The organism is Ahrensia sp. R2A130, assembly GCF_000179775.1.
Lineage (GTDB): Bacteria > Pseudomonadota > Alphaproteobacteria > Rhizobiales > Rhizobiaceae > Pseudahrensia.
The window spans coordinates 24,348-44,493 of record NZ_AEEB01000016.1 but is presented as its reverse complement, the minus strand read 5'-3'; the positions used below and the strand labels follow the sequence as shown (position 1 = coordinate 44,493).

Genomic DNA, 20,146 nt, shown 5'->3' with positions numbered 1-20,146 from the left:
GGCTTCATGCTGGACAAGGTGAGCGGCACTGAAACGGATGCAGTACCGGCAACGGATACCGTACCTTCCGCTTTTTCTGCGCAGGACGTTAAGTCTCCAGCAGCGCACGAAAAAACTGAGAGCCGCGCAGGCGTTATCGTGAAACGCAGTGCGCTCATCATCATCCAATCCGTTTTGATGATCGGCGTCTTGGCAGGTGCCTTTGTGATGACCAAGGCCATGTTGGCCGACAAGCCGGAACCGAGCCAGCGGCGCGCCTTTAAGCCTGTCTATACCGTGGAAACGGTTGTGGCGCAGGCCATGAATGTTCAGCCCAACTTCATCGCCTACGGCCAGACGGTTGCCGCCCGCACTATCGATTTGCGCTCACTTGTGTCCGGCGAAGTCGTCGCCATTTCGCCCAAGCTGGAAGCCGGTGCGCGTGTCGATGCGGGTGATGCGCTGGTGACGATCGACGCATTTGAATTTGAAGGTGCCCTGCAAGAAGCACGTTCGAACCTTGCCGAAGCGCAGGCACGTATTGCTGAAAACGAAGCGCAAATCGCGCTGGAGCAGAGCAAGCTTTCCGCCGCAGAAGAGCAATTGAAATTTGCCTTAGATGACGTGGCGCGCGCCGAGCAACTTCGCCAGCGTGGCACCTCCACCCAACAACAGCTCGATGCGCGGCGTCTCGTACAAAGCCAACGCGAACAGCAATTGGCTTTGGCTCGTGATACGATTGCGGTGCAGGAAGCGCGTCTGGAACAGCTTCGCGCATCGTTGGCGCGGCTTGAATGGCGCGTTGCACAGGCCCAGCGCAACGTGGAATCCACCGTTCTAAAAGCGCCGTTTGCAGGCGTGGTGCGCACGAGCAGCGCGCAAGTTGGCCGCAATGTAACGGCCAACGATGTTGTCGTTTCGCTTTACGAAGAAGATGCCTTGGACGCGAAATTTACGCTCACCGACGCGCAATATGGCCGCTTGCAAACAGACGAAGTTGGCCTCAACAACCGCACGGTTGATGTGACTTGGACAGTCGGTGGCAAGGGTTACACATGGCCCGCCACCATAGATCGTCTGGGCGCTGACATCGCCTCCGCCCGTGGTGGCGTTGAGGTGTTCGCCTCGATCGGTGACGCAGACCACCGCGTGACCTTGCGCCCCGGCGCGTTTGTCGAAGTGAAGGTTCCAGACCGCACCTTTGAAGGTGCATTTATAATCCCTGACCAAGCCGTTTATGGGCGCGACACCGTTTACATCGCGGTGGAGGGCGTTTTGGAAGAGCGGACAGTTGAAATCGCTGCATTTGAAGGCGAAAACGCAATCGTGACTGCCGGTCTTAAGCCGGGCGATGAGGTTCTTATCACGCGAATTACCGAGGTCAGCGCCGGGTTGAACGTGCGCAAGGAAGGTGATGTCGATCCGCCTCGCGGCCAAGACAGGCCGGAAAGTGGCGAGGGTCGTCCAACAGCAAGCATCGACACGCCGCAGGGTCGCCCGTCACCTGAAGAAGTCGCAGCAATCGTGAAAGCCAACGACATGACGCGCGACGATTTTCGCGCCCTGCCCCCACCAGAACGACGCGCGATGATCGCTAAATATCGTGCCTCCGACAAGGTGGAGAACTAGACGATGGTAACCCGGCAAATCGGCGGAGCTTCCGGCCTCGTCAGCCTGTTCGCGCGGCATCGCAACGCCGCCAACCTCGTCATGGTGCTGATGGTGATCTTCGGCGCTGTTGCGCTAGGCCGTATCAACACGCAGTTTTTTCCGAAAATTGAAATACCTGTCGTCACAGTTTCAGTCGCATGGTCCGGCGCGAGTGCTGAAGATGTAGAGGCGGGTATCCTTGAAATTCTCGAACCCGAACTGCGCTATCTTGATGGCGTCGACAGGCTAACATCGCGGGCGCGCGAAGGCATCGCATCCGTCGGCATCGAATACGAAACCGGCGTCGATATGAAGGAAGCGGTGCGCGAGGTGGAAACGGCTGTGAAGGCCGTGACGCTTTTGCCGGAGGATTCCGAAACCCCGGTTGTGCGCCAATCAACACGAGGCTTCGACCGCGTGGCACGTCTGGCGCTGACGGGCGATGTTTCCGAAACAGCCCTGCGCTTTTACGCCAAGAAAATTCGCGACGACCTCATCGAACGGGGTATCGACAAGATCATTTTCACCGGTCTGCGAACCCGTGAACTGCATGTAGATATTCCCGAACGCGAGTTGCGGCGGCTCAACGTCACCATCGGTGATGTTTCCGATACCATCTCGGCCAACTCCCGCGACCTGCCGTCAGGAAACATGGAAGGCAGTGTTGAAAAACAGCTTCGCACACTTGCAGAAGCCGAGACGCCTCGCGAGCTAGCCGCGCTGGAGGTTCGAAGTTTCGACAGTGGCGAGAAGGTGCTGCTGGGCGATATTGCCACCATCACCGATGGTTATAAAGACGGCGAACCTCGCGGCTTCATCGCTGGCAAACCGGCAATTCAGATCGAAATTCAACGTGCGGACAGTGCCGACACGCTGCGCACGAACCAACTGTTGCAAAGCTATGTTGCGGAAGTGGCCGACCAACTGCCCGCCGGGCTGGAGCTTTACCAATACGACATTCGAGCCAATGCGCTGACCGAGCGCATCATGCTGCTGGTGACGAACGGGCTTGGTGGCTTGTTGATCGTCGTCGCCGTGCTGTTCATCTTCCTGAACGCACGCATCGCATTTTGGGTGGCTGCGGGTATTCCCGTCGCCATGCTCGCTACCATCGGCATCATGTGGTTGCTGGGTCAGTCCATCAACATGATCTCGCTGTTCGGCCTCATCATGATGTTGGGTATCATCGTGGATGACGCAATTGTGGTGGGTGAGCACACCGCCACCCGTTTTACCGCCGGGGACGGCCCATACGAGGCCGCTGAAAACGGCGCCGGTCAGATGGTGACGCCGGTCTCCGCTGCCATGATCACCACGCTTGCAGCCTTCGGACCAATCCTTGTTATTCAAGGCGGTATCGGGCAGATCATGGGGGTGCTGCCCATCGTGGTGATGGCCGTGATCATCGCTTCGCTGGTCGAGTGTTTCCTTATCCTGCCGGGCCATCTGGCCCATACGCTGCAACCGCGCGTCAAACGTCGTTGGTCATACTGGCGGCAGTTTACGCTGGCGCTTTTGATCGGGGTTTTCGCCACGTCCGTTGCCGAACCGGGCTCGGGTGGATGGTTCGTTGAACTCTCCAACGGCATGTTGAGTTGGGTGAGAGGGTACCTACCGTTACCAATTTTCCCGGGTTCCGCGCAGGGGTTGGTGGACTTCATTCAGGCGCAGCGCGCCAGTGTTTCCGGGCCGGTGTTTATCGGCGCACTGGCGGTCGTCGCCTACGCGCTATCAGTTGCGATGGAGGCGATATTTGCGCTGCTGGGCGTTTGGAAACGTCGTCGTGATGCGAAGGCCGGACGCAGCGACATTATCGAAGACGGGCGCTTCCGCCGTGGTTTCGATAAGCAGTTTAACAGGTTTCGCGACGGCATCTTCGACAAGATGGTGCGCGGAACTTACCATTTCCGCTATCTGACAATCGGGATCGCAGCCGCGCTGTTTGCAGTTGGCGTGGTGGGCATGATTGGCGGTGGCAAGGTGGGTTTCGTCTTCTTCCCGTCTGCAGAGGCCGAAAACATCAACGCCCGCCTCGTATTCAACGCAGGTATGCCTGAAGACAAGGCCATTGATGCCATCACCCGCATCGAAGCAGCACTCAAGCAGGCCGAGCAGGAGCTTACCGGCGGCGATGAAAAACTGATCGTTGCAAGCTTCGCCACGCTCGGACAGGCCGGTCGCTCCACCGGCGATAACGTCGCCTCCATCCGCGTGCAGCTTACCTCATCGGAAGTCCGCACCGTGCGAACGCCCGAAATTACAAAGGCTTGGCGGCGCGCCATGCCGAAGATTGCAGGTGTTCGCCGTGCCGCTATTTTCGAATCTCGTGGCGGTCCTCCGGGACGTGATATCGACATTCAACTGCAGGGGCCGGACGCTGCTGTCTTGAAAGGAGCTGCGACCGCTATCGTACCTTTGGTCGCGCAGATTACGGGTGTATCAGGTGCTGCTGACGACCTTGCTTATGGCAAGCCGGAGCTCACGATGCAGCTTTTACCGCGCGGTGCCGCGCTAGGCTTCAGCACCGACAATGTCGGCCGCCAATTGCGCAACGCATTTGAGGGGGCAATTCCGCGCAAATTTGCCGATGGCGATGATGAGGTGACCATTCGTGTTTCCAAAGTCATGCGCGAAGCCGGTACCGCAGCGTTGCGGAACTTTGAGCTGAAAAGCCCCGCAGGCGATTTCGTGCCATTATCCGAAGTCGTGTCGATTTCCGAGAAACAAGGCTTTGCCGCTATCGAACGGATCGATGGGAAAACCAATGTATCCGTGACTGCAGATATCGATACGAACGTGTCCTCCACCGAGGAGGCCATCGCAGCACTGGAGGCATCCGGCCTACCGGCAATCGTTGATCGGTTCGGCATCGACTACAAATATTCAGGGCGCGATGAAGAGCGGCGCGAAGCGTTTGCCGACCTACAAATCGGCGCGATCATTGCGCTATCGATCATCTATATCGTGCTGGCCTGGGTGTTTGCGAGCTATTGGCGCCCGCTGGCGGTGATGCTCATCATTCCGTTCGGCGTGGTCGGCGCGGTCTATGGGCACTATCTCATCGGCATTAAACTAACCATCCTGTCTTTCATCGGACTGTTGGGATTGGCCGGTATTTTGGTCAACGACTCCATCATTTTGGTCACCCGTTTGGACGAGCGTTTGAACGGGGGTGATGAGCCGTCCGAGGCTGCTATCGGTGCCAGCCGCGACCGTTTGCGCGCCGTGCTGCTCACCTCGCTCACCACCATCGGCGGCCTTGTTCCACTGATGTTTGAAAAAAGCCTGCAAGCGCAGTTCCTGCTGCCCATGGCGACCACCATGGTGTTCGGCTTGGCGTCGGCTACGATTTTGGTGCTCTTCCTAGTTCCAGCTTTCATCGGTATTGGCGATGACATCGGCAACGGCATGCGGGCGCTGTTCGGTTCGTCCAAACGGCAGGGCCGCAAGGGTGAACCGGTTGGACTTATGCCAGCCGAATGAAGTTCTTTAAGCCCGCCAGAAACGTGGGCTTAAAATGACCAGAACTGTGAACAATTCCAACCGCCCGATCAGCATTGTTATGAGCAATATCCACTTCGCCACATCCGGCAACGGTTGGTAATTGCCCGCTGGCCCGATGAGCGCGCCCAAACCCGGACCGACATTCGAGATGGCAGAACCTGCACCCGACAAGGCGGTCAACGTATCAACACCAGCGATGGACAGTGCGGTGGCTGAGACTGCAAATGTGAAAATATAGAGGAAGAAAAAGCTCATCACAGCCGACGTCACATCATCAGCGATGGGGCGACCGTTGAATTTCTGGGTGAAGATGCCGTTGGGGTAAAGCACCTGTGCCAAGTGTTGCTTCACGTTTTGAAACAGCACCTGAAAGCGGAAAATCTTGATGCCGCAGGATGTGGAACCGGCGCAGCCGCCGATGAACATGAGGAAGAAAAAGAACGCCACCGCCGCTGGCCCCCAACCATCGTAAGCCGTGGTGGCGTAACCTGTACCTGTGAGAATCGACGTCACATTGACAGTGGCAAAGCGCAGCGCTTCCCAACCGGCACGTACGCCGTAGGCGATTTCCAGCGACCACGCGAAGATGATGGTTCCGCATAGAAGAGTTAGGAAAGCACGTACCTGGCCGTCCGTACCCAGCGGTTTCCAACTGCCCTGCAGCGCTTGCACATACAGCAGGAATGGCAGTGAACCGACCACCATAAATGTGGTTGCGATCATATCGATTGCGGTGCTGTCGAAATAGCCCAATGAAGCATCGCGCGTGGAGAAGCCGCCGGTTGCTACCGTGGTCATCGCATGCACCAGCGCATCGAGAAAACTCATACCCGCCATCAGATAAGCCAACATGCACAGACCGGTGAGGTTGAGGAAGATCAACGTCATGAAACCGGAAATCTGCTGCGCGCGGGGCAGGATTTTTTCAGGCGTATCGAAGGCTTCCGCCTTGAACAGCTGCATACCGCCGATCTGCAACATGGGCAGAACGGACACGGCCATGACGATGATGCCCAATCCACCAAGCCACTGCATGATGCCCCGCCAGAGCAAAATGCCCGGCGGCATATCATCCAGCCCCGTCATCACAGTGGCACCGGTGGTGGTAAGGCCGGAGATGCTTTCAAAATAGGCGTCGGTGAAGCTAGGCACCACACCGGACCAGTAGAAGGGAAGTGACGCGAAAAGGGCGAGCATCACCCAAACCAAAGCGGTCATCACAAAGGCTTGTCGGGTGGACAGGCCTTGGCCGGACCCGCGTGTGGCGAGAAACATCACCCCGCCACAAGACATGGTGAACAGCGAGGACAGGCCAAAAATCTGCCAGTCGGCATCGCCCACGATGAAGTCTGCAAACGCTGGCAGCAACATCGCAGCACCCAGCATGAACACCAGCGCCCCGATGACGAGTACAATCGGTCGCGGGTCGATGAACGCGCGGGCACCAGCGGGCGCAGGTGTCCAGCGGTTTTGCGGTGCTGCCTCTTCGTCGAACGGGGTCATCGGTTGGTCACATCAGTTCAACGCACGACCGGTGGCGTGGGGCAAATCGAGAGAAAAGGCCGGGATCTCGACATCAAAACCTTGCCCTTCCCCATCCACCATTCCGTAGCTGCCCGACATGAAACCGGACGGCGTCTTCAACGGACAACCCGATGTGTAGGTGTATTCGTCGCCGGGGTTCAGCATGGGCTGGTCGCCCACAACACCATCGCCACGCACTTCCTCGCGTGTGCCGTTGGCGTCGATGATGAGCCATTGCCGCGTCAGCAGTTTCACCGTGTCCTGACCGAGGTTTTCCAACTTCACCTCATAGGCCCACACCCATTGCCCTTCATGTGGCGATGACCGCTCTTCGAGATATTGCGGTTGCACGGTGACACGTATGCCGTGGGTGGTGGCTTCATAAATTCCGCTCATCGCAGGCATTCCAAAGGGTCGCGGGTTTTGCACATCACGACTTGATAGACCCACAAGGGAAAGCCATCAATGCGCTTGCCCGTCACACATGCGGGCGCGAGGAGTTTGTAACATGCTGGACACATCCATACGACGCCACATCGACCCGTGGCTGAACCGTGGTGCAGCTCGGCTGGCCGCGACAGGCATGACGGCGAATGGCGTAACCTGGAGCGGATTTGCGCTTGGCATGCTGGCAGCTGCGTTGATTGCATTCGGCTGGCTATGGACCGGCGCGGTGATGTTGTTGGTGTCGCGTATTTGCGATGGCCTGGACGGTGCGGTCGCGAGGCATTCCGGAGGCGGAACAGACCTCGGCGGCTTTCTCGATATCGTGCTGGACTTCGCTTTTTACGGCGCAATTCCATTGGCCTTTATCATCCTTGATCCAGCCGCCAACGCTGTCGCTGGCGCAGTGCTGCTGTTCACCTTCTACGTCAACGGCGCAAGCTTTCTGACCTTCGCCCTGATGGCGGAAAAGCAGGGGTTGGCGGAAGACGAGCGCGGCTCCAAAAGCCTGCTCTACACGGTGGGTTTGACTGAAGCGACGGAGACGATCTGCGCGTTCGTGCTGTTCTGTTTGCTGCCGGGTTGGTTTGCCGTGTTGGCCTATATCTATGCCGCGATGGTGGTGTGGACCACGATCTCCCGCTTCTTGATGGCGTATCGGACGTTCGGCTAATTCACCAAACGTCGATAAAATGAACGGGCCATTTCCATGGTTTCACGGCCACGACATCGAAGCGCCAGTTCAGTTTTGCGGCATCAGCTTGTTCGGCAATCCACTGTTCGCCTGCGGCCTCGATGCGTCTTTGGGCGGCGTAGCCAACAGCGTCCAACGCTTCGCCCTCACTTACGCGCGCTTTCACTTCAACGAAGACGATAAGCGCACCCTTTCGAACGATCAGGTCGATTTCACCAAACGTGTTTCGCGCACGGCGGGCAACGGGGCGGTAGCCTTTAAATATAAGCGCGATCAGCGCCAGCCACTCGGCACGATGGCCTTTGCGATAGGCCGCAAGACGGGCATCTTGAGGTTTGTGTCTCACCGCTCGTTCTTCATGGCCAACGCGCGGGCGTAGAGCGCCTGGCGCGGTTCACCGGTGAGCGCCGCGACATGAGCTGCCGCATCTTTGGTCTTCATCTCGACCAACGCGTTTCGCAGCAAGTCATCGGTGTCGGAAGTGTTGAATTCTGCCGGTGGAGCGGGTGCGATGACGAGAGCAATTTCGCCCCGAACGCGTTCCATCTGCGAAAACTCTTCAGCCAGTTCGACTAGGTTTCCGCGATGGAATGTCTCGTGCATTTTCGTCAATTCGCGGGCGACCACGGCAGGCCTTTCAGAGCCAAAGACTTCAGCGGCGTCCGTCAGCATATCGACGATGCGGTTAGGGCTTTCAAAGAGAACCAGTGTTGCAGCGTCTGCCTTCAGTTCATCCAACCGGCTGCGGCGGGCCTGCTGTTTGTTGGGCAGGAAACCGACGAAACGGAACTCCCCCTCACCCAAGCCACTGCCAACCAATGCGGCCAGCGGTGCGCTTGCGCCCGGCAATGGCACCACGGTCAGTCCAGCGGCAGCGCAGTCGCGCACCAGCCGCAGGCCGGGGTCGCTGACGAGCGGTGTTCCGGCATCGCTGATGAGCGCAACAGACGCACCGGCTTCGATCTGACGCAACAGATCCGGGCCGCGTTCGGCGGCGTTGTGCTCGTTATAGGAGACACGCTTACCGTCGATCCCGTAGCGCTTCAGCAGAACTCCACTGGTCCGTGTGTCCTCACAGGCTATCACGTCCGCAGCCGCCAGCGTTTCCAAAGCGCGCAATGTTATGTCGCCCAGATTGCCGATGGGCGTGGCGACCGGATATAGCCCTGCCGGTAGCGACGGAGCATGTAACGTGTGATCGCGGATCGTGAAGGTAGCGTTCAAACCGTGTTAGCGGTCGCTGGCGAGACCAGCCCCTTCCGCCAGTGTCGCGAGCTTTGCATAGGCGATTTCAGGGTCGATTGCGCCGTAACCCGCAAAAGTTCCAAAGCCGCAATCGGAGCCTGCAACAACGCGATCCGCGCCGACAATGCTGGTGAAACGCTCAAGCCGTTGAGCCACCACTTCGGGATGTTCGATGAAGTTAGTCGTGGTGTCCACGACCCCGGGAACGAGCACTTTGTCGTCGGGAATTTCGCTCTGGCGGTCGCGGAAAACGGTCCACTCATGGGCATGGCGCGGGTTCGATGTTTCGAACAAAACGTATCGCGCATCGACCTTCATCAACGTGGAAAAGACCGTATCCATGGGGATATCGCAGCAGTGGGGGCCTTCGTAATTGCCCCAGCAGATATGCACCCGCACCTTCTCTTTCGGCACGTTGGACAGCGCATAGTTCAGCGCTTCCACGTGGCTGTCTGCAATCTTCAGGAACTCGGCATCCGACAAATCGCTGAACAGCATGTGGCGAGACAACGCGAGATCAGGGCAATCGAGATTGATGTCGAGACCGGCGGCAACAATGGTTTCGTATTCCTGCTTCATCGCGTCTGCGAGCGCTGCAAGATAAGCGTCGCGCGTTTTGTAGTGGGCATTTTGCAGGAACAACGAGATCACACCGGGCGAAGCCGCGTTCATGAAGCCGCGCTCGACGCCATGCTTTTTCATCGCACCCGTGAGGTTCGCAATGTCCTTATCGAGATCATCGTTGCCCTTCGATTTCACATCACCGGTGCATTGCGGGCGGGCATAGGTGGGGGTTCCGCCGGAGTCCTTCTGGCGCTCCAGAAAGGACGGGAACATCTTCAGGTCAGCAGGGGCGTTGCGGTCGCTGTCGCCGGAAAAGCCGGTGTAGCGGTCTTTTACATAGGTGGCGTAGCTGATCTTCGACGTCTCGCCATCGGAGACGATATCGACACCGGCCTCTTTTTGGCGGCGCACGGTTTCATCGACGGCATCGCGCATAGCGGTGTCGAAGGCGGCCTGATCGTAGTCCTCACCTTTTTCGCGAGCGAAAATGAAATCGACCACCTTTTGGGTGCGGGGCAGAGAGCCGACATGTGTGACGGGAATTTTAGTCATGGAATTTGCCTTCAATTTTTACGCGGAATGAACCTATTGGCCCATCGTGCTTGGGCCGGCGGGATCGTCGGTTGCGATGATGTGGTAAAGGGCGGCCTCACCGCTCATGGCGGGCACTGCGGTGTGCGACAGACCAGCCGGAACGGACGCGGTATCGCCCGGATCGAGCAAGGCCTCACCGCCCTTCCAGATTAACTTCCAATGACCACGAATGGGCATCAACACCGATGCGCGGTCGTGACTGTGCATTTCTTCGGTTGCCGATGAGCGCGTGACGAGATCAACGTCGAAGCCCGGGCGATCACGGATCATACCGCGTTCGCCGATTACTTTTACCGGCTTGTCTTTCGCCAACGCCACGAGATCGTTATATCGGCGCACGCCCTGACCCACGATCTGCATCGGAGACATTTCGGGGTAGCCAGCCAATTCGTCTTCGGTGAGCAGCGGCATGGGTTTCACGCCATCGGGCAGTGCCTGCCCCTTCTTGGTATCGTAGAGCTTGCCGGTTTCCGCCAAAACAAGACCGTGGGCCTGCGCGTCTTCGATGACGTGCGGCGCCCAGATGACGCCACCGCCGGCATCATCGCCGCCAAGGATTGCCATCACCATAGCGTAGTCGGTGCCGACATTTTCAAAGCCGCGGAAAATACCGGTGGGGATGTTGATGATGTCGCCCTGCTCCAAAAACACTTCGCCCGCCGTGCCGTGGCGACCCCAGAAAAAACGCCAACGGCCCGATAGCACCCAAAAACACTCAGCAGTGCGGTGGCTGTGCATAGAGTTGCGGCATTTGGGCGGCTGGCCCGCAGCGCCGATATTGAAGCCGTGCGGAATGCCGATATGAACGTGCTGATCCGGTGATTCCGACACACCACCACCGATGATCGTGAAATTTTCCTTCTGATCGCTGCCCGGCGTGTGAGCGTCGATGAAGGCGGTCTTGCAGGGCTGCAACGCGCCGTAGCGAACGATGCGGGCTTCCATTTCAGCGACAGTGATAACGGCGGTCATTGGGTCGATCCTGATTGTTTTCGATAGTGTGCGAGTTCGGCTTCCAACTCCACGTTGCGCTCTTCCAACGCCTTGATGCGTGGACCGAGCATGGCGGCGATTTCAGCTTCGGTGAAGCGCGGCTCGATATACTTTGGGCAGTTCCAATCCATCGCAGCGATGTCGATGGTGACCAGGCGTTCCGGTTCAGGCCCATCTTCAGTGGCCAGTTGAGCCGCTAGTCCTGTGTCATCACTGGCTGCGATCATCGTTGCGTGGCCCAGCATTTTGAGGCGAGCCTTGCGTGGGTAATCCATCATGAACAGCGACACGCGATTGTCATCGTCCAAGTTTCCCTGCGTTACGAACTGGTGGTTTCCTGCGTAATCGGCAAAGCCCAAGCGCGTGGGCCCGATGACCTTCAGGAAGCCAACCGGTCCGCCGCGGTGTTGCACATAGGGCCAACCGTCAGCGTTGTGGCTGGCTATATAAAATGATGTCCGGCTCTCAATGAATGTGCGTTCGTCTTCACCAAGATCACCCTTGAAACGATTGGCGTACATCTTCTGGAAGCGGTCGTAGGAACCGTCCGCTTTTTGATGAACGGCCACCGCATCGGTGAACATGAGGTCGGCGAAGCTGTCCATGGGTCAGCCCGCCTGCATCAGGATCTGCTTCCAGATCGCGATCTCATCATAGAGCGCGGTTTCGCGTCGGATGGTGGCGGGTTGTTGCGTATCGGCGTTCAGGAACGGGCCGTATTCCGCATGACACATGCCGAAGACGTGTACGCGGGCGCCGGTGGGTTCGCCGAACGTGCCCCAGCCTTCATGCAATCCGTCGAGCGACCAACGCACGGCGGCGCGGGGGGGCAACATGTCGCCATCCATACCGATCGTGTGGCGAATTTTGAATTCCGCATTGGGGAATGATGAGCGCAAACCGACCCAGAAACCGTCCACGGCACCCCATGACAGGCCGCTTTCGCCACCTGCATATTCCGTGCAGATCGCGCGGTCGTAGCGGTCTGGAATGATATGGAATTCTTTCGCCATGATGGCGGTCAGTGTGTCGGCGTAGCGGGTGCCCCATTCGTTATCGTTGCCCGTGCCATTATACGGACCTTCGATATCGTTTTCCGGCAGATAAGGCACCGGCGCGTTTTCCGGCCCGCCTTCGATATCAATCAGCCCTTGGGCGTAGCTCTTCGGCTCCATGCCCAACTGGCGCACGATGCCGCCATAGTCGCGCACCAACCATTCGTCGTCGATAATGTCATTCTTAGCGGCGCAATCGGCAATCACGCGGACGGTAAAACGCTTGCCTGTGGCTGGCCCGAACTGACCGTCACGTGTGTGGGTGGCGGTGGTGATGAGGCGGTGGGATGACAGCAGATGCGTCTCCGGCGTGCCGCACCAGATCACATCTTCACCAAACAATTCACGATCGGGAAACTCGTTGATCGTCGCCATTGTGGAGGCGATGACCTGCTGGTTGCCGCGTTGGATACCCATCGGTGAACGCACCGGAATGTCCGACGCATAGGTGTGGTTCAGCGTGCCGACGCCGCGGTGCTCCCAAATCTCGCGGGTCACCCCGATGATGTAGTCGGGAAAGTCTTTCCAGCGTTGGGAGAAGCCTTGCATGGCCATAATCTTAGTCCTGTTTCGTATCTTGAATTAATCTGCGGTCCAGCCGCCATCGATGATGATGGACGTGCCGGTGATGAGAGATGATGCGTCTGATGCAAGGAAAAGCACAGAACCCATGATATCTTCGATTTCGCCGACGCGGCCCAGTTTGATCTTCTCTTCCAGCCACGCCACGCGCTCCGGGTTGTCGAAAGTGGACTGTGTCATCGGCGTGCGGATGAAGGTGGGGCAGATGGTGTTCACGCGGATGCCGAACTCCGCCAACTCGATGGCCGATGCACGGGTGACACCTTCGATACCGAATTTCGTACCGCAATAGACCGAACGATCGATGCCACCCACATGGCCCATCTGGCTGGAGGTGTGGATAATCGAGCCTTTGATATCAGTAGCTTTCATGCCCTTCGCGACAGCCTGCGCGATGAAGAATGCCGCTTTCAAATTCAAGTCGGCGATCATATCGTAATTGGCTTCGTCCACGTCGAGATAGGGCGTCGGGTCGTTGGTGCCTGCATTGTTGAAAAGCACGTCGAAAGGGCCGTGTTCGGCGATTTTTGCGCGGGCATCATCAAGATCACCGACATCCATTGCGATGGCTTCAGCAGAAAATCCGGCAGCGCGAACTTCATCCACCACGCCCTGCGTGCGCTCCAGATTGCGGGCGGCCATGACGACATGGGCGCCGGCCTCCGCCAGCGCCATCGCGCCGCCCAATCCGATGCCGGACGACGCGCCTGTCACCAGCGCGCGTTTTCCGTCGAGACGGAAGGAAGGCGTGCGGGGAAGAGCGGTCATGATGGCTGCCAAGTATCGGGGGTGGTGGGGTAGGCGATACCACGAAATGACGGGAAGTCTGCATAGCGTTTTTGGCGGGTGGCGAGGTCTTCCGCAGGTGTTTCGCCTTCCTTCAACAACGTGCCTTTCGGCTTGGCGTAGGAGATGATCGATTTGCCCCGCGCTTCATGCCAACTCAAATTGAAGGCGGCATTCTTCGGGAAGAAATACAGCCCTGCATGGTCGAGATGATCGTTCATCCACCACGCGAGATCGCGCCAGTCGCGGCCCGCATTGAACTGGTCGGCAAACCACGGAATGACGATGGTTACTGTTGCACCCATATGGCCATTTTCATCGCGCCTGTCCCAGATATGGCCTGCGTAATTGGCGGGGTTAGCGGAGCATTTTTGCGGGGTCACTTCCGTTGCACCAAAATGATTCAGGTCGCAGGAGCGGAAACCGGAACGAATTTCGATAGGGCCGAACGTGTCCACCAGCGGGTCGAGTAGATTTTGGGAAAACGCACTGCCTGCCGCGATGGCAAGCTTCGGATCGTCAGGCATGTTCTGGCGGGCATGAAAATTGGCGATTTCCGAATAGAGGAAATTTCGCATGTAGAAATGCCGCGACAGGCGCACGCGGCCCAATTCTTCCAGCCCTGTGTAGCTGCCCGCTTTGCGTGTGGTTGCCATATTTATGCGCCTCCCCGCGCGATCAGCGTCGTGCGCTAGTGAGTTGGCGCATTCTTGCCAGCACGTCGACGTTCAGCTGGCGGTACATGTCCAGCAGATCGACCATCACCCAGTTTTCGCGGATGCGCCGGGCCTCACCCTCGCCCTCCAGCCTCCAGAAATCGAGCGAGCGAAGTTCGAGCCACTGACCTGCCGGTGCGATGCCCAGCCAGCCATCATCACTCAAGGTCTGCGCCATGTTGGGCCAGCCGGTGACGGCGGCATAATCGCCCTCGCCAAAAAAATGGTGAGCGGTGTCGCCAGGCTTCTGCCCACGGTCCGGCATCGCGGCGAGGAATGGTATCTGATGCCACTCACGGAAGCCCTCGATACCACGACCGGTACCGATGCCGGTGGGGCCGTACCAATTCATGCGGGGCGACCAAAAGCGCTCCAATTCCATAACTTCGGGTCCACCTTTCGACGGATGGCGCACCATCGCTTCCAGCATTTCCACGATGAAAGCGCATGTCTGCCCACCCTTCACCGCATCATAGGGACTGGTAGCGATACCATCCTGCGTTGCCGGAGCCGGTACGCACCAGTCACGACCAAGGCTCGGCGACATGGGCCAGCAGCATGCCTGCATCATCAATTCGGGAATGTCCCAGATCATCTGGGTTTCGACGACCTTGCCATCCACCACGCGAAAAAATTCATGGAAACGCATATGGGCGAGATGGCCGGTTGGCGGAATATCGAGGAAGGGTTGATTGAACGTCACAACATAGTGGCCCGCGTGGCCGACCCAAATATCGCCACCTTCAGCCTCGCCCGCGATAGAAATCCAGACGCGCCGTTCCATATCCGGCATGGCTGCAGCGAGAGGCTTAATCGCGCGGTTCCAATAGCCCTGCCCGCCTTCGGTCACACCATCATGGCCGTGGGTCAGCGGGTGGCAAAGCCGTAGCAGCGCATCATCTGCGAAGGTGGCGAGGATCGCATCTTTGGTAGCGTCGGTTTCGAAGTCGTAGAGCGCAGCCGTAAGCGGCTCTAAAAGCTGCCGAGCCGCATCGACGGCGCTCATTCCGCTGCGTCTGTAAGGGGTTCCGCACTCATCTGTTCACCGGCTCCGCCTTGGCACCATAAGGCACGTTACGACCACCATAACGGCGCACACGGACGTTGCACTGTTCGGCGTGCCCAACAAAACCTTCCAACATGCACAGGCGCGACCCGTACTCGCCGATTTCGGTCGCAGCCTCATCGGTGGTAATTTTCTGATAAGAATGCGTCTTCAGGAATTTGCCCACCCACAGGCCGCCGGTGTAGCGACCGGCCTTCTTCGTCGGCAACGTGTGGTTTGTACCGATCACCTTGTCGCCGTTGGCAACGTTGGTGCGTGGGCCAAGGAAGAGTGCGCCGTAGCTCGTCATGTTATCGAGGAGCCAGTCGTCGCGATCCGTCATCACCTGCACATGCTCTGAAGCGATATCATCGGCGACCTGAAGCATCTCGTCATAGGTGTCGCAGACGATGATCTCGCCATAGTCTTCCCAGCTTTTCGATGCGGTGTCGCGGGTGGGTAGAATTTCCAGCAGGCGGGTGATTTCGTCCATCGTTTCGCGGGCGAGTTTCTCAGAATTGGTCAGCAGCACGGCGGGCGAGTTGTAGCCATGTTCCGCCTGCCCCAGCAGGTCCGTGGCGCAGATTTCAGCATCGACTGTCTCGTCTGCGATCACCATGGTTTCCGTCGGGCCAGCGAACAGGTCGATACCGACGCGGCCAAAAAGCTGACGCTTGGCTTCTGCGACGAAAGCGTTACCGGGGCCGACCAACATGTGAACCGGCTCGATGGTTTCAGTGCCGATGGCCATGGAACCGACAGCCTGAATGCCACCCATGACGTAAATTTCGTGCGCGCCGCCCATCTTCATGGCAGCGACAATGGCAGGGTGCGGCTCACCGTTCTGCGGTGGTGCGGACGCCACGATACGCGGAACGCCTGCAACATTGGCGGTCAACACCGACATGTGCGCTGAGGCGACCATGGGAAATTTCCCGCCGGGCACGTAGCAGCCGACCGACTGTACGGGGATATTCTTGTGGCCAAGAATGACGCCTGGCATCGTCTCGATTTCGATATCCGTCATCGACGCGCGCTGGGCTTGCGCGAATGTGCGGATTTGCTTCTGCGCGAAGCGGATATCATCCATATCGCGCGTCGAAACTTTCTGCATGGCTGCTTCGATTTCGCTGTCCGACAGACGGAAATTTTCTGGCGAGTAATTGTCGAATTTCTCAGATAGTTCGCGCACCGCCGCATCGCCACGGGTTTCGATGTCCTTCAAAATCGTCTCGACGGATGCACGCACCTTGGCGTCATCATCACGGCGGTCTTCTTCGGAACGTGCGGTTTTCAGGTGGCGAATTGTCATGGTCTGGCCTCGGGCGATTCAGCGTGTAGGCCAGACACTATCGCGGTCACTGCCCCGTGCAAGACCCGTTCGGCACTGCAGTTATCGAAGGCTTTATCGGTGCCACGGCAGTTGGTCCGGGCGCAGATGAGCTACGGGGTTATCTGTCTTCTTTTCCCAACCATGGCCATTGAATGCGTCGACGCCCAGCTGGCGCATGACGGATGGAAAATCGACCATCACCCAGTTGTCGGTGATGCGGCCATCTGCAATTTTCCAGAAGTCCATATAGCGGATCACGACCTTCTTGCCGGTGGGTGCGATGCCCATGAACTCACCGGAATGCGTGGCTTCCTGCCGACCGAAGGCGGCGGCCCATTCGCCATCGTACAAGCGGCCTTCATCTATGCAGACCTTGTCGGAAAAGGCGTCTTGAAATGGTTGCTGCCAGCCTTGTTGGAATTCCTCCAGCCCTTCTTTGTAACCGCAGCCGGCATTGCCCATCCATCGGAAATCCTTGGCGAAGAATTCGCCAATGTCACAGATGCGGTGGTCGTTGAGACCATCCACCATGCCTTCGATAACGCGGCGGGTTTCTTCCACTTTCGATGCGTCGTTGTTCTTGGTGAGCTTGGCCTGCTCCGGTCTCGAACCCTTCATGTCGCTTATTCCTGCTGGTGCGGTGCTGCATCTTCACTGGCGCGGCATGCAAGCGATGGCAAGGCGTTTGACAATGCAATTATTGCTCGATATCAAACTATATAGTTTGATATCTAACTTATGGAGCGATCATGAACAGACGCAGGTTTTTAGCGATAGTTGGCGGTGGTGTGGTGTTGGCAGCTGGCGCAGGAACTGTTCGCGTCATGCGAAGCCCGGCTCAGGCCTCCGCCCCGTGGCGTGCGGCGGGTTCTGACTACACCGAGCCACGGCGCAAGGCGCTATCCTATGCGATCCTCGCCCCAAATCCGCACAATCAACAGCCGTGGAAGGTCGATTTGAGCGTACCGGATGAGGTGACGCTTTATGCCGATGCGAACCGCTTGCTGCCGCATACCGACCCGAACAACCGGCAGATCACCATCGGTTTGGGCTGCTTTCTTGAACTACTGGTGATGGCTGCGGCGCAGGACGGTTTCCGAGTTGATCTCGATCTGTTTTCACACGGTAGCAATGCTGATGCGCTTGATGAACGACCCGTTGCGACCGCGCGTTTCACGTCGGATGCATCAATAAAGCTGGACCCGCTTTTCGCCTATGTGCTCGACCGCAGGTCCAATAAAGAGGTCTATGACACGACGCGCGATGTGAATGGTTCGACACTGACCAGAATCGCAGCCGCTGCACGAAAAAACCGCATCGGGTGGACGAATAACCCTACTGAAGTTGCGAAGTTGCGGGAGTTGACCATCGCAGCATCCACAATCGAAATGGAGACCGCCCGCACTCACAAGGAAAGCATCGACGTGATGCGGATCGGTGCGAAAGAAGTGATCGCCAATCCCGATGGTATCGACCTGACAGGACCGTTGATGGAGGGGCTTTCTGCTGCAGGGATGCTGTCGCGCGACGACATGCTACTGCCCGGCCAGACCGGCTTTGAACAGGGACGTGATGCGATTTTAGGCCCACCGGCCACCGCGATGGCGCACATGTGGATGGTGTCGTCCGGCAACAGCCGTTCAGACCAGATCAGCGCTGGGCGAGATTGGGTGCGGGTTCATCTGGCTTGCACGGCAGAAGGCATCGACATGCAGCCTCACAGCCAGGCTTTGCAGGAATATCCGGAAATGGCACAGCTCTACAAACAAGTGCACGACATGTGGGCGGCCGAGGGTGGCACGGTGCAAATGTTGATCCGCTTGGGCTATGGAGAAGCGGTAAACGCCAGCCCGCGCTGGCCGTTGGAGGCGAAAGTGATTGGCGAAAAAAGTGTCAAAGTCGGAGCCCCCTATCGCCGCGCCACCGGCTGAAGGCGGCGCACCGCCACTGCTGTTCCAGCTGTTTAATGAGATCGGCATTCTGGCACAGCTCTCCACCACTTTGCTGAACCGTCGCTTGCCAGACGGATTACACGCCTCGCACTTCGGCATTTTGAACCACCTTTCCAAGCGTGATTTTCCTGAAACACCGGCCATGTTGGCGGACGCTTTTCAGGTGACGCGGGGAACGATGACCCATTCGCTTGGTGTTTTGGGTGAGCGCGGTTTCATCGAACTTGAGGCCGACCCAAAAGACGGACGCAGCAAGATCGTGCGGTTGCTGCCCGCCGGTCGCGCGTTTTGTGGCGATGCCATTGCCGCACTTGCGCCTGCGGTTACTGCTTTATCCGGCAAAGTGAGCGATCTCGATCTGGAACCAACGCTCGACGAATTGCGAAAACTGCGCGTGATTCTGGACGAGAACCGCGACGTCTAGCTGCTCTTATTCCGGCAGGCGCTCGCCAGATTCAACGTCGAACAAATGACAGATTGAGGCTGGAATTTCGGCCATCACGGTTTCACCGATTTCGGCACGGTATTCCTTGTCGGCCTTCACAGACAGCAATTCCTTGCCAGCGCGGAAGGTTACCATTGTGGCTTCGCCCAGCAGTTCCATGGAATAGACGGGCGCGGAAATCGCACCGCCTTGCGCGACGATGCCCGCATCTTCCGCACGGAAACCAAGCGTGGCGGGACCGGTGTGTTTTGTGTCCAAACTAGCAACCGACACACCATGGCCGGTGAACGTGCCATTTGCGATTTCGCCATTGAGCAAATTCATGGCGGGTGAACCGATGAAGCCTGCAACGAACGTGTTTTGCGGGCGGTCGTAGATTTCCACCGGCGTACCGACCTGCTGCACCTTACCAGCGCTCATGACGACAACGCGGTCGGCCAAAGTCATGGCCTCGATCTGGTCATGGGTAACGTAAATGGTGGTTGTGGCCAGCGTGTTTTGCAGGTTTTTGATCTGGGCACGGGTGCTAACGCGCAGCTTGGCATCGAGGTTCGACAGCGGCTCATCCATCAAGAAAACCGTGGGTTCGCGCACGATGGCGCGGGCCAAGGCCACGCGCTGCCGCTGGCCGCCGGAAAGTTCTGCCGGTTTGCGGTGTGTGAAGCCTTCCAGTTCCACCATATCGACTGCCTGCTGCACGCGGGCTTCATGGGTGGCCGGATCAATGCCGCGCACCTTAAGCGGGAAGCGGATGTTCTCCCAGACAGTCATGTTCGGGTAGAGGCCGTAGGACTGGAACACCATGGCGATATCGCGGTCCTTCGGTTCCAGATCGTTGACCATGCGATCGCCGATCCAGATTTCGCCGGATGTGGGTTCTTCCAGACCGGCCACCATCCGCATGGTCGTGGTTTTACCGCAGCCAGAGGGGCCGAGGAGAACGAGGAATTCCTTGTCGGCAATTTCGAGATCGAAATTGTGAACGCCGATAAAATCGCCCCAGCGCTTGTGAACACTCTTCAGGGAAATGGAAGCCATCTG

19 protein-coding genes are annotated in these 20,146 nt (G+C 58.1%); 5 read left to right on the top strand and 14 right to left on the bottom strand.

All coding sequences use genetic code 11. The annotated features are described in order from the left end of the window. Positions 1-6: 6 nt before the first annotated feature. Positions 7-1,608, top strand: a complete 1,602-nt coding sequence (locus tag R2A130_RS08895; RefSeq protein WP_009464730.1) for an efflux RND transporter periplasmic adaptor subunit — start codon at positions 7-9, stop codon at positions 1,606-1,608. A 3-nt stretch (positions 1,609-1,611) separates the two neighbouring features. Beyond that, entirely contained in the window at positions 1,612-5,112 is a 3,501-nt protein-coding gene (locus R2A130_RS08890) for an efflux RND transporter permease subunit (protein ID WP_009464728.1), read from the top strand. Positions 5,113-5,118: 6 nt separating this feature from the next. On the opposite strand, the gene R2A130_RS08885 is transcribed toward R2A130_RS08890, so the two are convergent. Together R2A130_RS08885 and apaG are read right to left on the bottom strand one after the other, a co-directional pair. Next, entirely contained in the window at positions 5,119-6,636 is a 1,518-nt protein-coding gene (locus R2A130_RS08885) for a TrkH family potassium uptake protein (protein WP_009464727.1), read from the bottom strand. A 12-nt stretch (positions 6,637-6,648) separates the two neighbouring features. Beyond that, on the bottom strand, positions 6,649-7,053 hold the full coding sequence (gene apaG, locus R2A130_RS08880) for a Co2+/Mg2+ efflux protein ApaG (RefSeq protein ID WP_009464726.1): 405 nt from the start codon (positions 7,051-7,053) through the stop codon (positions 6,649-6,651). Between the two features lie 112 nt (positions 7,054-7,165). Here apaG and R2A130_RS08875 point away from each other — a divergent pair, with 112 nt between their 5' ends. After that, entirely contained in the window at positions 7,166-7,774 is a 609-nt protein-coding gene (locus tag R2A130_RS08875) for a CDP-alcohol phosphatidyltransferase family protein (RefSeq protein ID WP_009464725.1), read from the top strand. A gap of 1 nt (position 7,775) precedes the next feature. Here the strand turns inward: R2A130_RS08875 and R2A130_RS08870 are convergent, their stop codons facing one another. The 11 genes from R2A130_RS08870 to R2A130_RS08820 all read right to left on the bottom strand — a co-directional run bounded on the left by R2A130_RS08870 (position 7,776) and on the right by R2A130_RS08820 (position 17,326). Continuing rightward, a complete protein-coding gene (locus tag R2A130_RS08870) occupies positions 7,776-8,141 on the bottom strand; it encodes a YraN family protein (protein ID WP_009464724.1) in 366 nt (121 codons plus the stop codon). Next, positions 8,138-9,019, bottom strand: coding sequence for a 16S rRNA (cytidine(1402)-2'-O)-methyltransferase (gene rsmI / locus R2A130_RS08865; RefSeq protein WP_009464723.1), 882 nt, complete (start codon positions 9,017-9,019; stop codon positions 8,138-8,140). The genes R2A130_RS08870 and rsmI overlap by 4 nt, the downstream gene beginning before the upstream one ends. A 6-nt stretch (positions 9,020-9,025) precedes the next feature. Further along, positions 9,026-10,156: a cobalamin-independent methionine synthase II family protein gene (locus R2A130_RS08860; RefSeq protein ID WP_009464722.1), complete on the bottom strand. Its 1,131-nt coding sequence runs from the start codon at positions 10,154-10,156 to the stop codon at positions 9,026-9,028. Positions 10,157-10,189: 33 nt separating this feature from the next. Then, positions 10,190-11,170 (bottom strand): cupin domain-containing protein, encoded by a 981-nt coding sequence (locus R2A130_RS08855; RefSeq protein WP_009464721.1) that lies wholly within the window; start codon positions 11,168-11,170, stop codon positions 10,190-10,192. Further along, positions 11,167-11,796 carry a pyridoxamine 5'-phosphate oxidase family protein gene (locus R2A130_RS08850; RefSeq protein WP_009464720.1) on the bottom strand — a complete coding sequence of 210 codons (630 nt, stop codon included), beginning with the start codon at positions 11,794-11,796 and terminating at the stop codon, positions 11,167-11,169. The genes R2A130_RS08855 and R2A130_RS08850 overlap by 4 nt, the downstream gene beginning before the upstream one ends. Before the next feature lie 3 nt (positions 11,797-11,799). Beyond that, the gene (locus tag R2A130_RS08845; RefSeq protein ID WP_009464719.1) at positions 11,800-12,801 is read right to left on the bottom strand and encodes a polyketide cyclase; all 1,002 of its coding nucleotides are present in this window, start codon (positions 12,799-12,801) and stop codon (positions 11,800-11,802) included. 27 nt (positions 12,802-12,828) lie between these two features. Next, positions 12,829-13,596 (bottom strand): SDR family NAD(P)-dependent oxidoreductase, encoded by a 768-nt coding sequence (locus tag R2A130_RS08840; RefSeq protein ID WP_009464718.1) that lies wholly within the window; start codon positions 13,594-13,596, stop codon positions 12,829-12,831. Further along, a complete protein-coding gene (locus R2A130_RS08835; RefSeq protein ID WP_009464717.1) occupies positions 13,593-14,270 on the bottom strand; it encodes a hypothetical protein in 678 nt (225 codons plus the stop codon). Before R2A130_RS08835 ends, R2A130_RS08840 begins: the two co-directional genes overlap by 4 nt. 22 nt (positions 14,271-14,292) lie before the next feature. Further along, positions 14,293-15,336 carry an ester cyclase gene (locus R2A130_RS08830; protein WP_009464716.1) on the bottom strand — a complete coding sequence of 348 codons (1,044 nt, stop codon included), beginning with the start codon at positions 15,334-15,336 and terminating at the stop codon, positions 14,293-14,295. 28 nt (positions 15,337-15,364) lie between these two features. Next, positions 15,365-16,687: a histidinol dehydrogenase gene (gene hisD / locus R2A130_RS08825; RefSeq protein ID WP_009464715.1), complete on the bottom strand. Its 1,323-nt coding sequence runs from the start codon at positions 16,685-16,687 to the stop codon at positions 15,365-15,367. 93 nt (positions 16,688-16,780) lie between these two features. Then, positions 16,781-17,326, bottom strand: a complete 546-nt coding sequence (locus tag R2A130_RS08820) for an ester cyclase (protein WP_009464714.1) — start codon at positions 17,324-17,326, stop codon at positions 16,781-16,783. Between the two features lie 131 nt (positions 17,327-17,457). On the opposite strand from R2A130_RS08820, the gene R2A130_RS08815 reads away from it, so the two are divergent. Together R2A130_RS08815 and R2A130_RS08810 are read left to right on the top strand one after the other, a co-directional pair. Then, complete coding sequence (locus R2A130_RS08815) at positions 17,458-18,639, top strand: hypothetical protein (RefSeq protein ID WP_009464713.1); 1,182 nt, start codon at positions 17,458-17,460, stop codon at positions 18,637-18,639. After that, on the top strand, positions 18,599-19,084 hold the full coding sequence (locus tag R2A130_RS08810) for a MarR family winged helix-turn-helix transcriptional regulator (protein ID WP_009464712.1): 486 nt from the start codon (positions 18,599-18,601) through the stop codon (positions 19,082-19,084). Before R2A130_RS08815 ends, R2A130_RS08810 begins: the two co-directional genes overlap by 41 nt. Positions 19,085-19,090: 6 nt before the next feature. Here the strand turns inward: R2A130_RS08810 and R2A130_RS08805 are convergent, their stop codons facing one another. Next, on the bottom strand, positions 19,091-20,143 hold the full coding sequence (locus tag R2A130_RS08805; protein WP_009464711.1) for an ABC transporter ATP-binding protein: 1,053 nt from the start codon (positions 20,141-20,143) through the stop codon (positions 19,091-19,093). Between the last annotated feature and the right edge of the window lie 3 nt (positions 20,144-20,146).

Bases quoted from the DNA above. Each gene is read 5' to 3' on its own strand.
- R2A130_RS08895 (WP_009464730.1), top strand. From the start codon at position 7: ATGCTGGACAAGGTGAGCGGCACTGAAACGGATGCAGTACCGGCAACG.
- R2A130_RS08890 (WP_009464728.1), top strand. From the start codon at position 1,612: ATGGTAACCCGGCAAATCGGCGGAGCTTCCGGCCTCGTCAGCCTGTTC.
- R2A130_RS08885 (WP_009464727.1), bottom strand. From the start codon at position 6,636: ATGACCCCGTTCGACGAAGAGGCAGCACCGCAAAACCGCTGGACACCT.
- apaG (WP_009464726.1), bottom strand. From the start codon at position 7,053: ATGAGCGGAATTTATGAAGCCACCACCCACGGCATACGTGTCACCGTG.
- R2A130_RS08875 (WP_009464725.1), top strand. From the start codon at position 7,166: ATGCTGGACACATCCATACGACGCCACATCGACCCGTGGCTGAACCGT.
- R2A130_RS08860 (WP_009464722.1), bottom strand. From the start codon at position 10,156: ATGACTAAAATTCCCGTCACACATGTCGGCTCTCTGCCCCGCACCCAA.
- R2A130_RS08855 (WP_009464721.1), bottom strand. From the start codon at position 11,170: ATGACCGCCGTTATCACTGTCGCTGAAATGGAAGCCCGCATCGTTCGC.
- R2A130_RS08850 (WP_009464720.1), bottom strand. From the start codon at position 11,796: ATGGACAGCTTCGCCGACCTCATGTTCACCGATGCGGTGGCCGTTCAT.
- R2A130_RS08845 (WP_009464719.1), bottom strand. From the start codon at position 12,801: ATGGCCATGCAAGGCTTCTCCCAACGCTGGAAAGACTTTCCCGACTAC.
- R2A130_RS08840 (WP_009464718.1), bottom strand. From the start codon at position 13,596: ATGACCGCTCTTCCCCGCACGCCTTCCTTCCGTCTCGACGGAAAACGC.
- R2A130_RS08835 (WP_009464717.1), bottom strand. From the start codon at position 14,270: ATGGCAACCACACGCAAAGCGGGCAGCTACACAGGGCTGGAAGAATTG.
- R2A130_RS08830 (WP_009464716.1), bottom strand. From the start codon at position 15,336: ATGAGCGCCGTCGATGCGGCTCGGCAGCTTTTAGAGCCGCTTACGGCT.
- hisD (WP_009464715.1), bottom strand. From the start codon at position 16,687: ATGACAATTCGCCACCTGAAAACCGCACGTTCCGAAGAAGACCGCCGT.
- R2A130_RS08820 (WP_009464714.1), bottom strand. From the start codon at position 17,326: ATGAAGGGTTCGAGACCGGAGCAGGCCAAGCTCACCAAGAACAACGAC.
- R2A130_RS08815 (WP_009464713.1), top strand. From the start codon at position 17,458: ATGAACAGACGCAGGTTTTTAGCGATAGTTGGCGGTGGTGTGGTGTTG.
- R2A130_RS08805 (WP_009464711.1), bottom strand. From the start codon at position 20,143: ATGGCTTCCATTTCCCTGAAGAGTGTTCACAAGCGCTGGGGCGATTTT.